Raw genomic sequence first — 13,784 nt, 5'->3', positions numbered from 1 at the left:
GAACCGATGGAAACCCAACGCGAACGCCTCGCCCGTGAAGGCATGTACCGCCCCGAATTCGAGGGCGATGCCTGTGGCGTGGGCATGGTCGCGGCGATCGATGGACAGCCCTCGCGCCGCGTGGTGCAGGGTGCGATCGATGCGTTGAAGGCGGTGTGGCATCGCGGCGCGGTCGATGCCGATGGCAAGACCGGCGATGGCGCGGGGCTGCATGTCGACTTGCCGTTGCGCTTCTTCGACGATGCGGTGCTCGCCAGCGGGCATCGCGTGCTGCCCAACCGGCTTGCGGTCGGCATGATCTTCATGCCGCGCGTCGATCTGGGCGCGCAGGAGGCGTGCCGCACGATCGTCGAAAGCGTGCTGATCGATGCCGGCTACACCATCTATGGCTGGCGGCAGGTGCCGGTCGATGTCTCGGTCATCGGGCAAAAGGCGCAGGCGACCCGGCCGGAGATCGAGCAGATCATGATCGCCGGGCCGATGCCCGACGCACAGAGCGAGGCGGAGTTCGAGAAGAACCTCTACCTCGTCCGCCGTCGCATCGAGAAGCAGGTCATCGCCGCGCAGATCAGCGGTTTCTATATCTGTTCGCTGTCGTGCCGATCGATCATCTACAAGGGGCTGTTCCTCGCGGAATCGCTGTCGGAATTCTACCCCGACCTGCGCGACGAACGCTTCGTCAGCCGCGTCGCGATCTTTCACCAGCGCTATTCGACCAACACCTTCCCGCAATGGTGGCTGGCGCAACCGTTCCGCTGCCTCGCGCATAATGGCGAGATCAACACGATCCGCGGTAACAAGAACTGGATGCTGAGCCACGAGATCAAGATGGCGGCGACCGCGTTCGGCGAGCATTCGGAGGATATCAAGCCGGTGATCCCGGCGGGTGCGTCCGACACCGCCGCATTGGACGCGGTGTTCGAGGCGATCTGTCGCTCGGGCCGCGATGCGCCGACCGCCAAGCTGATGCTGGTGCCCGAAGCGTGGCAGGCGGTCGACGCGATGCCCGACAAGCATCTGGCGATGTACAAATATCTCGCCAGCGTGATGGAGCCGTGGGACGGCCCCGCCGCGCTCGCGATGACCGATGGCCGCTGGGCCGTCGCCGGCGTCGACCGCAATGCGCTGCGTCCGCTGCGCTACACCCGCACGTCCGACGGTCTGCTGGTGGTCGGCTCGGAGACCGGGATGGTCCAGATTCCCGAAGCGACCGTGGTCGCCAAGGGGCGGCTGGGGCCGGGCCAGATGATCGCGGTCGATCTGGACGAAGGGCGCTTCTACACCGATGGCGAGGTCAAGGACCGCATCGCCGGGGAATATGATTACGCGTCGATGATCGGCGAGTTCATGGGGATCGACGACCTGCCCGCCGCAACCGATGCGGCGTCGGCATGGACGCGCGCCGAACTGACCCGCCGTCAGGTCGCGGCCGGGCAGACGCTGGAGGATATGGAGCTGATCCTGTCGCCGATGGTGACCGACGCCAAGGAAGCGGTCGGGTCGATGGGCGACGACACGCCGCTGGCGGTCATCAGCGACAAGCCGCGCCTGATCAGCCAGTTCTTCCGTCAGAATTTCAGCCAGGTGACCAACCCGCCGATCGATTCCTTGCGTGAGCGGCATGTGATGTCGCTCAAGACGCGGTTCGGCAATCTCGCCAACATCCTCGATACGGCCGAGACCGCGAACAAGGTGCTGGTGCTCGAAAGCCCGGTGCTGACCAATGGCGACTGGGCGCGGCTGAAGAGCTATTTCGGCGCGCAGGCGGCGGAGATCGACTATAGCTTCCCCGCCGGGGGCGGCCCGGAGACGCTGCGCGCTGCGATCACCGATATCCGGCTTCAGGCCGAACAGGCGGTGCGCGCTGGCAAGACCGAGATTTTCCTGACCGACGAGGCCGTTGGCCCCGATCGCATCGCCATTGCCGGGGTGCTGGCGGCGGCGGCGGTGCACACGCACCTCGTGCGCAAGGGGCTGCGCAGCTATGCCAGCGTCAACATCCGCACCGCCGAATGCCTCGACACGCATTATTATGCGGTGCTGATCGGCGTCGGGGCGACCACCGTGAACGCCTATCTGGCCGAAGCCGCGATTGCCGACCGCCATGCGCGCGGGCTGTTCGGCGACCTGTCGTTCGAGCAATGCCTGAAGAACCACCGCAAGGCGATCGACGAGGGACTGCTCAAGATCATTTCGAAGATGGGGATCGCGGTAATCTCCAGCTATCGTGGCGGCTATAATTTCGAGGCGGTTGGGCTCAGCCGCGCGCTGGTGAACGACTTCTTCCCCGGCATGCCCGCGAAGATTTCGGGCGAAGGCTATGCCTCGCTGCATCTGAACGCCCAGATGCGCCACGATGCCGCCTATGACAGCGCGGTCGCCACGCTCCCGATCGGCGGCTTCTACCGCCAGCGGCATGGCGGCGAGACGCATGCGTACTCGGCGCAGCTGATGCACACGCTGCAGACTGCGGTGTCGACCGACAGCTATTCGACCTATCTGCAATTCGCGCGCGGGGTGCGCGATCTGCCGCCGGTGTATCTGCGCGACCTGTTGGAGTTCAACTTCCCGACCGAGGGCGTCGCGATCGATCAGGTCGAGGCGATCACCGAAATTCGCAAGCGCTTCGTGACGCCGGGCATGTCGCTGGGCGCGCTGTCGCCCGAGGCGCATGAGACGCTGGCGATCGCGATGAACCGCATCGGTGCCAAGGCGGTGTCGGGCGAGGGGGGCGAGGATTCGGTTCGCTACAAGCCCTATTCGAACGGCGACAACGCCAACAGCTCGATCAAGCAGATCGCGTCGGGCCGCTTCGGCGTCACCGCCGAATATCTCGGCGCGTGCGAGGAAGTGGAGATCAAGGTCGCGCAGGGCGCCAAGCCCGGCGAGGGCGGGCAGCTGCCTGGATTCAAGGTGACCGAGTTCATCGCCCGGCTACGCCATTCGACCCCCGGCGTGACGCTGATCTCGCCGCCGCCGCACCACGACATCTACTCGATCGAGGATCTGGCGCAGCTCATCTACGACCTCAAGCAGATCAACCCGCGCGCGCGGGTGTGCGTCAAACTAGTCAGCAGCGCGGGCATCGGCACCGTCGCGGCGGGCGTCGCCAAGGCGCATGCCGATGTGATCCTCGTCGCCGGCCATGTCGGCGGCACCGGCGCGTCACCGCAGACTTCGGTGAAGTACGCTGGCACGCCGTGGGAAATGGGGCTGAGCGAGGTCAACCAGACGCTGACGCTCAATGGCCTGCGCGGCCGGGTGCGGCTGCGCACCGATGGCGGGCTCAAGACCGGGCGCGACATCGTCATCGCCGCGATCCTGGGCGCCGAGGAATTCGGCATCGGCACGCTCAGCCTCGTCGCGATGGGCTGCATCATGGTGCGTCAGTGCCACAGCAACACCTGCCCCGTCGGCGTGTGCACGCAGGACGAGCGGCTGCGCCAGAAGTTCACCGGGTCGCCGGAAAAGGTCATCAACCTGATGACCTTCATCGCCGAGGAAGTGCGCGAGATCCTCGCCAAGCTCGGCTGCAAGAGCCTCAACGAGGTGATCGGCCGCACCGAATTGCTGCGGCAGGTCAGCCGCGGTGCCGAGCATCTCGACGATCTCGACTTGAACCCGATCCTCGCCAAGGTGGACGCGGACGAGAGCGAGCGGCGCTTCAGCCTGTCGACCTGGCGCAATGCGGTGCCCGACAGCCTCGACGCGCAGATCATCGCCGACGCGAAGGCGGTGTTCGAACGCGGCGAGAAGATGCAGCTCGCCTATAATGTCCGCAACACCCACCGCGCGGTCGGCACGCGGCTGTCGAGCGAGATCACGCGGACCTTCGGCATGTCGAAGCTCAACGACGGGCACGTCCAGATCCGCCTGCGCGGATCGGCCGGCCAGTCGCTCGGCGCCTTCCTGTGCAAGGGCGTGACGCTGGAGGTATTCGGCGACGCCAATGACTATGTCGGCAAGGGCCTGTCGGGCGGCACCATCATCGTGCGCCCGCTGGTCAGCTCGCCGCTCGCCAGCCAGGACAATACGATCATCGGCAATACCGTGCTCTATGGCGCGACCTCAGGCCGCCTATTCGCCGCAGGTCAGGCCGGCGAGCGGTTCGCGGTGCGCAATTCGGGCGCGCAGGTCGTGGTCGAGGGCTGTGGCGCCAATGGCTGCGAGTATATGACCGGCGGCGTCGCGGTGGTGCTGGGCGAGGTTGGCGCGAATTTCGGCGCGGGCATGACCGGCGGCATGGCGTTCATTTATGACGAAAGCCGCAGCTTCGACGCGCGCGCCAATGGCGAGAGCATCGTGTGGCAGCGGCTGTCGTCGCTGCATTGGGAGGCGGTGCTCAAGAACCTGATCACCGACCATGCCGAAGCGACCGACAGCAAATGGTCACGCGGCCTGCTCGAGGATTGGGACCGGGCGCGTGGCCATTTCTGGCAGGTGGTGCCGAAGGAGATGCTGACGCGGCTGGCGCATCCGCTGGATGACAGCGTGGAGATGGTTGCGGCGGAGTGAGCTGATGCTCCACATCGATCGTGGAGAGGTGGGAGCTGCGGTCGCGGTTGGCGGGCTGATTTGCTTGATCTTTCTAATGGCCTGGGCGCGTCAGCCTGACCGCGATGGAGAGCCGATCTCGACCAGCGCCACGGTTGTGTCCGCCCAGCCGTTCGTACCTATCAACAAGTATCAGCGGACGGTGACACGGACGAACTTTTCCATGCGTCTGGATGATGGTCGCGACGTCTGGGTATCCGCTGCTGCGGGCTGCGTACCGACCTATAACAGAGGGGACCGTGTAAGGCTGATCGCGACCCGCACAAATGGCGGACGCGTCCAATGGAGGATCGTCGGCGATCGGTGCGTGATCTAAGCCTTCCTCCCTTTACGCCCCACGCCCCACGCGCCTATGCCGGTCGCCATGTGGCAACTCTACCAATTCCCCCTGTGCCCCTTCTCGCGCAAGGTGCGGCTCGTCCTGGGTGAGAAGGGCGTCGGCTATGAGCCGGTGCGCGAATCGCCTTGGGCGCGGCGCGATGAATTCCTCGACATGAACCCGGCGGGGCAGACCCCGGTGATGGCGGATGACCGCGGGGTCGTGCTGATCGATTCGGTCGCGATCTGCGAGTTTTTCGAGGAAACGGTGAGCAAGGCTGCCCTGCTCAACGGTACCGCCGCCGACCGCGCGGAGATCCGGCGGCTGGTCAGCTGGTTCGACAACCAGTTTTTCCGCGACATTACCGGCCCGTTGCTCAACGAGCGGATGATCAAGCGCATCGTCCAGCGCGCCACGCCCGACAGCGGCGCATTGCGTGAGGCGATGAAGGCGGCGGTCGCGCATCTCGACTATATCGACTTTCTGCTCGACCACCGCACCTGGCTGGGTGGCGCGACGATGAGCCTCGCCGATCTTGCCGCCGCGGCGCAGATCAGCGTCGCCGATTATCTGGGCGGGATCGACTGGAAGAGCCATGAGCAGGCCAAGCGCTGGTATGTGGGCATGAAGAGCCGCCCGAGCTTCCGCCCGCTGCTCGCCGAGCGGATGGAGGGGATCAACCCGCCGGCGGATTACGAGAAGCTCGACCTGTGAGCGCGGCGAGCGCGGTCGTCATCGGTACGAGCGGCGGAATCGGCGGCGCGTTCGCGGATGCGCTGGATGAGGAAGCGACCTATGCCAAGGTCTGGCGCTTCGGCCGGTCGCTGACCGGAGACGCGCAGCTCGACCTGACCGATGAAGCGAGCATCGCCGCCGCCGCGGCGCGGGTCGCGGCCGGGCCGTCCCCATCGCTGATCTTCGTTGCGACCGGCATTTTGAGCGAGGGCGAGCGAGGGCCGGAAAAGGCGCTGCGCGACCTTGATCCGGACTGGCTGGCGCGCGTGTTCGCGGTCAACACGATTGGCCCGGCGCTGGTCGCCAAGCATTTCCTGCCGCTGATGCCGCGCACCGGCACTCCGGTGTTCGCGGCGCTGTCGGCGCGGGTGGGGAGCATCAGCGACAACCGCCTTGGCGGCTGGCACGGCTATCGCGCGTCCAAGGCGGCGCTCAACATGCTGATCCGCAATTTCGCGATCGACGCCGCGCGCCGCAATGACCGGTCGATCGTGGTCGGGCTGCATCCGGGCACGGTGGATACGAAGCTGTCGGCACCGTTTCGCGGGACGGTCGCACCGGGCAAGCTGTTCGACGCCGAGCGCGCGGCGCTGCAATTGCTCGATGTGATCGAGGCGTTGAAGCCCGGCGACACCGGCAAGTGCTTCGCCTGGGACGGCGTAAAAATTCCCGCCTAGAACTCGTCCTCGGGTACCTGTTCCCGCCGCCGTTCGTCGCGCCGACCGCGATCACGCGGCTCGTCAACGAACTCGTCTTCCGGCGGCCCCTCGCGGCGCGGGCGGGTCATTTCGATGCTGCCGTCGCGGTTGACGCGCACGCCAAGCTCGCGGCCGCCAAAGCTGCCCTCGAGCTCGATCCCGTCCTCGATGAAGTTCTCGCCTTCATCGACCAGAATGTCGGTGACATTCTCGACCACGGGCTCGGGCCGCGGACGCGCCGCGACGCCCAGCGCCTGGCTCATGAAGTCGCGCCACACCCGCGCCGGGGCACCACCGCCGGCCAGCCCGGCATTGGGGCTGTTGTCGTCATTGCCCATCCACACGCCGGTGATGATGCCGTTGGAATAGCCGAGGAACAGCGCGTCGCGATTGTCCTGCGTCGTTCCGGTCTTGCCGAATGTGTCGATCGCCAGTGCCGCACTGCGCCCGGTCCCCTCGCTCACCGTCGCGGCGAGCAGCTCGCGCATCCCCTCCAGCTCGCGCCGCGACAGCGACCGGGTGGCACCGGTCAGCCGCTCGGCCCAGCCGGGTTCGTCGGCATCGGCCAGCCCGCGCGGGCGCACCGGCGTGGTACCGCTGGCGATTGCGGCATAGGCGGCGGTCAGCTCGATCAGTGACACGCTCGACGTGCCGAGCGCGATCGAGGCCTCGCTTGGGATCGCGCTGGTAATGCCAAGGTCGCGCGCAGCACGGATCACCGCCGGAACGCCGACCCGCTGGGTCAGCCGCGCGGCGGCGACGTTGCTCGACCGCGCGAATGCCTCCCGCAACGTAATCGGGCCGCGATAGCGCCCATCGCTGTTCTTGGGGCTCCAGTCGCCGAGCGTCACCGGCTCGTCGCGGACGATGCTGTCCGGGGTCATCCCTGAGCGCAACGCGGCGAGGTAGACGAACAGCTTGAACGTCGATCCCGGCTGACGCTGCGCCTGGGTCGCGCGGTTGAAGGGCGAGGCCGCGTAATTCTTGCCGCCGACCATCGCGATCACGCGGCCATCGGGGCGCATCGCCACAATCGCGACCTGCGCCTTGCGCAGCCCGGCATTGCGCACCGCGCGTTCGGCGGCACGCTGCATCCGCGCCTCCAGCGTCGTCGTCACCGTCGTGTTGGTGGCGATCTCACCCGACCGGTCGCGCGCCTCAGGCAACACCCAGTCGGTGAAATAAGTGCCGCTCGGCAGCGTCTTGACCTTGGACAGGCGCAGGCGCGCGGGCTGAACCGCCTTGCCCTCCGCCTCGGTCAGGAAGCCGGCATCGACCATCGTGCTCACGACCACTGCCTGCCGCTCGCGCGCGCCGGACAGGTTCGACGACGGGGCGAGCCGCGACGGCGCCTTGACCAGCCCCGCCAGCATCGCCGCCTGCGCCACGGTCAGGTCGGTCGCCGGGCGGCTGAAATAATGGCGCGCGGCGGCGTCGAGGCCATATTGGTTGTCGCCGAAATAGACGTTGGACAGATAGCGCGAGAGGATCTCGTCCTTGGTCAGCCACGCCTCAAGCCAGAAGGCGATCAGCACTTCCTGAAATTTCCGGCCAAAGGTGCGGTCGGAATTGAGGAAGGCGTTCTTGGCGAGCTGTTGCGTGATCGTGCTGCCACCCTGACGGCCATTGTCGGTGAACATGTTGTTGACGAAGGCGCGCAGGATGCCGCGCGGATCGACGCCCCAATGCGATCGGAAGCGGCGATCCTCGACCGCGACGAACGCCTGCACGACATGCTCCGGCAGTTGCGCCGCATCGACCGGCTTGCCGACCACCGCGCCGGTGCGCGCGATCGGCGTGCCTTCGGCCGTCAGCAAGGTGATCGACGGCGGCACGGGCGGTTCGAGCGATTTGGAGAGCGGCGCAGTGAACACCAACCAGGCAACCGCAGCCAGAAACAACAGGATCAGCACCGCCAGAATGCGCGGCACCCAGCGCCATTTCCGCCGCCGGACGATGATGGGCAGGTTGACGGTATAGTCGCCAAGCGGCGGCTGTGCGCCCCCGCCAGCCGCAGGCTGGGGTGGGACCGTCGGGCCGCGGGGGTCCGAGATCTCGGGATAAAGGGTGTCGTAACGCATGGAACCGGGCACTGTATTAGGCCCTTATGACAGTATGGGCAAGCGCCCGCCATGCGCGGCGATGCGGCATGGCGGGCGCCCGGCTCATTTCGCCGCAGCCGGCTTGGGTGCGGCCGCCGCGAGGCCCGGCACATCGGGCGCGCCTTCGAGCACCTCGATGCTCGACCCCGTAAAGTCGCCCATCGGCTCCGCCCGGCCACCCAGACATTTGGACAGGAACCCCTCGCTGATTGCGAAGAAGGACAGGCGGTTCTCGGGCCGGACAAAGCCATGCCCCTCGTCAGGATAGTTGATGTAGGTCACCGGCAGTTTCCGCGCCTTCATCGCCGCAACGATCTGGTCACTCTCGGCCTTCACTACGCGCGGATCATTGCCGCCCTGACCGATCAGCAGCGGCTTGGTGATCGCGTCGACGCGGGTGATTGGCGATTGCGCCATCATGCGCTTCAGATCCTCGGGCTTACTGGGGTCCCCGATATGCTTGTAGAAGGTGCCCTCAAGGATCGGGCGCCAATAGGGCGGGAAGCTCTCCATCAGCGTCTTGAGGTTCGACGGGCCGACGATGTCGACACCGCACGCGAACTTGTCCGGCGTGAAGGTGAGGCCGACCAGCGTCGCATAACCGCCATAGGAGCCGCCCATGATCGCGACCTTGTCCTTCGACGTCACGCCGCGCGCGATCGACCAGTCGACCGCGTCGATCAGGTCCTGGTGCATCTTGCCCGACCATTCGCCGATCGCGGCGTTGACGAAGCCCTTGCCGAACCCGGTCGAACCACGGAAATTGACGCTGAGCACCGCATAGCCGCGATTGGCGAGCCATTGATGCGCGCTGTTATAGCCATAGCCGTCACGCGCCCATGGGCCACCATGGACGAACAGCACCATCGGCACCGGCCTGTCCGCCTTGCCGTCCTTGTTGGCGTCAGCACCCGGCGGCAGAGTGAGGTAGCTGACCAGGGTCTTGCCGTCGCCGGTCGGGATCTCGACCGGCCACATCGGCTGGAGCGGATAGGCCGACAGGTCGGGCCGCGTCTCGTAGAGCTTGGTCACGCTCTTCGCCTTGCGGTCATAGATATAGGCGGTGGCCGGCTGCTCCGCCGCGCTCGCCGCGACGATCAGCTTCGACCCGTCATCGGTCGATGACACGATCGAAACCTCACCCGGCAGTTTCGATTTGAGGAAGTCCAGATCGCCCTTCGCCTCGGCGTTGAGCGGGGTCCATTCGTTCTTCAGATAATTCACCGAATAGGCGATCGGCTCATAGGTCTCGGGGTCGGTCAGCAGCCCCTGAATGTCCGCCTTGTCGCTGCCCGCGATCACGTCGGTCTTCAGGCTTGCTGCGTCCATTTTGACCAAAGCCGCCTTGTCGCGGCCACGGCTGTCGACCCAGTACAGCGTCGTGCCGTCGCGGTTGAACCCGATCGGTGCCGTCGTGAAGAAATCTTCGTTCGCGACCGTCAGCACCTCGGCCCATTTGCCGTCCGCGCCCAGCCGGAAATATTTGCTGCCGCCGCCCGGCACCTGCTGAAAGGCGAAGCGGGGCTTGAGCTGATTGTCGGTGACCCAGCCGCCATAGCCGGGATTTTCCATCACCAGCTTGGTCGCGCCAGTCTTGTAATTGACCTCGTACAGGTCGAAAAACTGCGGGTTGCGGTCGTTCAGGCCGATCAGCACGACATCGGGGCGTAGTTTGCTCACCCCCTGGATCTGCGCGCGCACCTTGTCGCCCGCCTTGGTCAGCGCGGTATCTTTCAGCGTCGCGATATCGACCGAATGCACGCGGAAATTCTCGTTTCCGCCGGCGTCCTGGAGGTAGATGATATGCGCGCCATCAGGGGCCCAGAAATAGTTCTGGAGCCCCCGCTTGGCTTCCTTCGTCACTGCCTTGGCGGCACCAAGGTTGCCGATCGGTGCGACCCACACGTTCATCACGCCATCGACGGGCGCGAGCCAGCTGACGTGGCGGCCATCGGGGCTGATCTGTCCCCCGGCGCGGCTGGGGTTGCCGAAAATCTTGTCGCGCGGGATCAGCGTGTCGGCACCCGATTGCGGCGCGGGTCCGGCGGTGGCGGCAGTTCCGGCGGCGAGCAACGCGGCCCCCGAAAGCAGTGCGATGGTGAGTCGTTTCATGGTGTTCCCTCCAGTTGGTGAGACCAGGATAACGAACCGGTGTGTTATTGCAATAACACGCTACTCGACCACCGGCACGAAGGCGAGGTGGTGATAGTCATAGCTGAAATCGGCGAGCGGGGAGAGCGCCTTCATTGTCACCCCGGTGACCTTGCCGTTGGCGACGGCAAAGCTGACCACCGCATCCTCGCCCTTGCCCGGCGTCATCCGGGTGCGGAACGCGTCCGTGCCCCACGGATCGAGGCGGCTGGCGAATTGGGGGTGCGGCGCGAAGTCGATGTGGAGCGCGCCGCCGCGTTCCTTGACGGTGATGTCGCCATACCAGGCATCGCGATAGCGTCCGGCATAAGCGGCGAGCGGCAGGCTGGGGCCGCCAGCAGGCCGCTGCGCATCGCCATCGCCCAGCGCCGCGACCGCGCTTTCGGCGGCCAGCTTGTTGCGCGCGACATAGTTGGCGACCCAGTCATAGGCCGGGACGCCCAGCAGATGGTCGAGCAGCGCGTTGCGGATGCCGCCCGAGACGCTGTCCTCGGTATTGCTGAGCACCGCGACGCCGATCCCGGCCGAGGGGATCAGCGCGGTCTGGGTCACCTGTCCCGACAGGCCGCCCGAGTGGCTGATCAGGCGGCGGCCGCGATAATCCTGAACGAACCAGCCGAGCGCATAGCCCTGCATGATCGACCGCACGGGGTTGAGGTCGGTCGGACCATCGCTCGATGCCACCACCACCTGCGGGCTCCACATCGCGGCCGCGCTCTCCGCGCTCCACAGCTTTTTGCAGTTGGGCAACGCGCCGAGCGCCAGCTGCACCTCCAGCCATTTGGCGACGTCGGCGATGCTGGCGTTGATCCCGGCCCCGGCATCGACCACCGGCGATTCGTCCGGCTCAATCACCTGCATCGGTCCGACCCCGCGCACCGGCGGCCCCAGTCGCGCATGGCGCCCCGCGACGTTGGTCGTCTTGAGCAACTCCAGCGACGGCACTGCATCGGCCATGCCGAGCGGCTCGAGCATCCGTGTGCGGATGAAGTCGCGCCAGCTCATCCCCGACTTGGCCTCGATCAGCGCGCCTGCGACGATGTAGAGGATGTTGTCATAGTCATAGCCCCCGCGAAACGGGCGCACTGGCTGAAGGAACTGCAGCGCGCGCACCGCATCCTGCACGGTGCGGTTGGAGCGCGGGAAATAGAGCAGGTCGCCCGCGCCCAACGGCAGGCCCGAACGATGGACGAGCAGATCGCGGACGTTGAACAGGCTGGTGACCGCGGGATCGGCCATTTTGAACTCGGGCATATGCTGGGTCAGCCGGTCGTCCCAGCCGAGCTTGCCCTCCTCCACCAGCATCGCCAGCGCGGCCGCAGTGAACGCCTTGCTGTTCGACGCGATGCCGAACCGGGTGTGGACATCGACCGGGGCAGCGCGGCCCATGGTGCGCACGCCATAGCCCTTGAGCCACACCGGCTGTCCCTTGCGCACCACCGCGACCGCGATGCCGGGCGTTTCGAATGCGCGCATGAAGTTCGCGACGATCGTGTCGACCGCTGTGTCGAGCGGTGCGGGTGTGGCCTGCTGCGCCCAGGCGGGGAACGCCAGGCTCGCCGCGCCGCCCACCCCAAGCGCCAGCGCCGTCCGCCGACCCACCACAAAACCGCTCATGCCAATCCTCCGTTTCCGGAGCCTGTCTAGAGCAAGTCGCGCCGCACCGAAACGGCCTCAGGCCTCCAGCTCGACATCCCAGTAGAGCCAGTCGCGCCAGGTATCGTGAAGATAATTGGGCGGAAACCGCCGGCCATGTTCCTGCAAATGCCAGCTGGTCGGGCGGATCGGCGCCATGAACAGCGGCATCGCCGCCTGTTTCGGCGTGCGCCCGCCCTTCTTCAAATTGCACGGCGCGCAGGCGGTCGCGACATTCTCCCACGTCGTCCGCCCGCCCTGCGCGCGCGGGATGACATGGTCGAACGTCAGGTCCTTGTGGCTGCCGCAATATTGGCACTCGAACTTGTCGCGCAGGAACAGGTTGAAGCGCGTGAACGCCGGGAATTGCGACGGCCGCACATATTGCTTGAGCGCGATGACGCTGGGCAGCTTGATACACGCGGTCGGGCTGCGCACCTCGCGCTCATAATGGCTGACGATGTCGACGCGATCGAGGAACACCGCCTTGATCGCGGTCTGCCATGGCCAGACGCTGAGCGGATAATAGGACAGCGGCGTATAATCGGCATTCAGAACGAGCGCCGGGCACCCCTCAGGATGTCGGATTAGATCGGGATGGTACATGGTCCCCCTCTCTCGCCGCGCGTCGCTCGCGACCGGGGCTTATTCGCCGCCAGCCGTGACACTGCCATGACAGCACGCCGCGCGACTCGCGGTCAAGGGCCGGTTTGCGCGAAGTGGCGATTACGCGGCGTAGATCATCCGGCGGCTCATCCCGCCATCGATCACCAGCGCTTGGCCCGTGGTGAAGCCGGCATGATCGGCGAGATACACCACCGCGTCGGCGATATCGTCGGGCGTCCCGATCCGGCCGACCGGGTGCTGTTCGCGATCGATCGGGCGATGCTCAGGCTCCGACCGCGCCGATGCCTTTTGCCACGGCCCGGTTTCGATCCAGCCGGGGCAGATCGCGTTGACGCGAATATCCGGGCCAAGGCTGACCGCAAGCGCATGGGTCAGCGCCACCAGCCCACCCTTGGCGGCGGCATAGGCCTCGGTCTCCGGTTCGGACTGGAATGCGCGGGTCGAGGCGATGAAGACGATCGCGCCGCCACGTCCCCGCAACAGCGGCACCGCGCCCCGCGTCATCAGAAAGCCGCCAGTAAGATGGCTGTCCTGCCAGCGCCGCCAGCTGGCAAGGCTCAGTTTCTCGATCGGGCCACTCACCGGATCGGCGATCCCGGCATTGCTGACCAGCAGGTCGAGCCCGTCGACGTCGCGATCCTTGCTCCAGCGCGCAAAGGCCGCAAACGCCTCCGCGACCGCATCCTCATCGCCAACATCCGCCTGATGGGTGAACAGCGGGCGCGGCGCGTGCGCCTCGGCCAGTTCGCGCAGCGCAACCTTGTCGCTGTCGATCGCCATCACGCCCCAGCCATCGCCGAGCAGCCGTTCGACCACGCCGCGTCCGATCCCCTGTGCCCCGCCCGTCACGATCGCCGTTCGCATCCACGCCTCCAATTTCTGCTGCAGCGCAACGCGCGGGTGCGACGGAAAGGTTCGTACGTGCTGCGGGCGGGGCTTTCACCATGCCGGGCGATCCGCTAG

9 protein-coding genes are annotated in these 13,784 nt (G+C 66.3%); 4 read left to right on the top strand and 5 right to left on the bottom strand.

Annotated elements, in window-relative coordinates:
* Window positions 1-6 precede the first annotated feature (6 nt).
* Genes gltB through VGN66_RS02935 form a run of 4 tightly spaced genes read left to right on the top strand, consistent with a single transcriptional unit; the run spans window position 7 to window position 6,285 of the window.
* Window positions 7-4,515, top strand: coding sequence for a glutamate synthase large subunit (gltB, locus tag VGN66_RS02950; RefSeq protein ID WP_327517572.1), 4,509 nt, complete (start codon window positions 7-9; stop codon window positions 4,513-4,515).
* 4 nt (window positions 4,516-4,519) lie between these two features.
* Window positions 4,520-4,870, top strand: a complete 351-nt coding sequence (locus VGN66_RS02945) for a hypothetical protein (RefSeq protein WP_327517347.1) — start codon at window positions 4,520-4,522, stop codon at window positions 4,868-4,870.
* Between the two features lie 48 nt (window positions 4,871-4,918).
* Window positions 4,919-5,587 carry a glutathione S-transferase family protein gene (locus VGN66_RS02940; protein ID WP_066658930.1) on the top strand — a complete coding sequence of 223 codons (669 nt, stop codon included), beginning with the start codon at window positions 4,919-4,921 and terminating at the stop codon, window positions 5,585-5,587.
* The gene (locus tag VGN66_RS02935) at window positions 5,584-6,285 is read left to right on the top strand and encodes an SDR family NAD(P)-dependent oxidoreductase (RefSeq protein WP_327517346.1); all 702 of its coding nucleotides are present in this window, start codon (window positions 5,584-5,586) and stop codon (window positions 6,283-6,285) included. The genes VGN66_RS02940 and VGN66_RS02935 overlap by 4 nt, the downstream gene beginning before the upstream one ends.
* Here VGN66_RS02935 and VGN66_RS02930 read toward each other — a convergent pair.
* The 5 genes from VGN66_RS02930 to VGN66_RS02910 form a co-directional block, all read right to left on the bottom strand.
* On the bottom strand, window positions 6,282-8,387 hold the full coding sequence (locus tag VGN66_RS02930; RefSeq protein ID WP_327517345.1) for a PBP1A family penicillin-binding protein: 2,106 nt from the start codon (window positions 8,385-8,387) through the stop codon (window positions 6,282-6,284). The genes VGN66_RS02935 and VGN66_RS02930 overlap by 4 nt on opposite strands.
* A gap of 84 nt (window positions 8,388-8,471) precedes the next feature.
* Window positions 8,472-10,520: a S9 family peptidase gene (locus tag VGN66_RS02925; RefSeq protein WP_327517344.1), complete on the bottom strand. Its 2,049-nt coding sequence runs from the start codon at window positions 10,518-10,520 to the stop codon at window positions 8,472-8,474.
* A gap of 60 nt (window positions 10,521-10,580) precedes the next feature.
* Window positions 10,581-12,176 carry a serine hydrolase gene (locus VGN66_RS02920; RefSeq protein WP_327517343.1) on the bottom strand — a complete coding sequence of 532 codons (1,596 nt, stop codon included), beginning with the start codon at window positions 12,174-12,176 and terminating at the stop codon, window positions 10,581-10,583.
* Window positions 12,177-12,233: 57 nt separating this feature from the next.
* Window positions 12,234-12,800 (bottom strand): HNH endonuclease, encoded by a 567-nt coding sequence (locus VGN66_RS02915; RefSeq protein WP_327517342.1) that lies wholly within the window; start codon window positions 12,798-12,800, stop codon window positions 12,234-12,236.
* 120 nt (window positions 12,801-12,920) lie between these two features.
* A complete protein-coding gene (locus VGN66_RS02910) occupies window positions 12,921-13,685 on the bottom strand; it encodes an SDR family oxidoreductase (RefSeq protein WP_327517341.1) in 765 nt (254 codons plus the stop codon).
* Window positions 13,686-13,784 lie beyond the last annotated feature (99 nt).

The organism is Sphingomonas sp. (genome assembly GCF_035998645.1).
Taxonomy (GTDB): domain Bacteria; phylum Pseudomonadota; class Alphaproteobacteria; order Sphingomonadales; family Sphingomonadaceae; genus Sphingomonas.
The sequence above is the reverse complement of the archived record's forward strand: the minus strand, read 5'-3'. Positions and strand labels throughout refer to the sequence as shown.

What these genes read in the sequence shown, in the direction of transcription:
- VGN66_RS02910 (WP_327517341.1), bottom strand. Translation starts at nt 13,685, where the DNA reads ATGCGAACGGCGATCGTGACGGGCGGGGCACAGGGGATCGGACGCGGC.
- VGN66_RS02925 (WP_327517344.1), bottom strand. Translation starts at nt 10,520, where the DNA reads ATGAAACGACTCACCATCGCACTGCTTTCGGGGGCCGCGTTGCTCGCC.
- VGN66_RS02940 (WP_066658930.1), top strand. Translation starts at nt 4,919, where the DNA reads ATGTGGCAACTCTACCAATTCCCCCTGTGCCCCTTCTCGCGCAAGGTG.
- VGN66_RS02945 (WP_327517347.1), top strand. Translation starts at nt 4,520, where the DNA reads ATGCTCCACATCGATCGTGGAGAGGTGGGAGCTGCGGTCGCGGTTGGC.
- gltB (WP_327517572.1), top strand. Translation starts at nt 7, where the DNA reads ATGGAAACCCAACGCGAACGCCTCGCCCGTGAAGGCATGTACCGCCCC.
- VGN66_RS02930 (WP_327517345.1), bottom strand. Translation starts at nt 8,387, where the DNA reads ATGCGTTACGACACCCTTTATCCCGAGATCTCGGACCCCCGCGGCCCG.
- VGN66_RS02915 (WP_327517342.1), bottom strand. Translation starts at nt 12,800, where the DNA reads ATGTACCATCCCGATCTAATCCGACATCCTGAGGGGTGCCCGGCGCTC.
- VGN66_RS02920 (WP_327517343.1), bottom strand. Translation starts at nt 12,176, where the DNA reads ATGAGCGGTTTTGTGGTGGGTCGGCGGACGGCGCTGGCGCTTGGGGTG.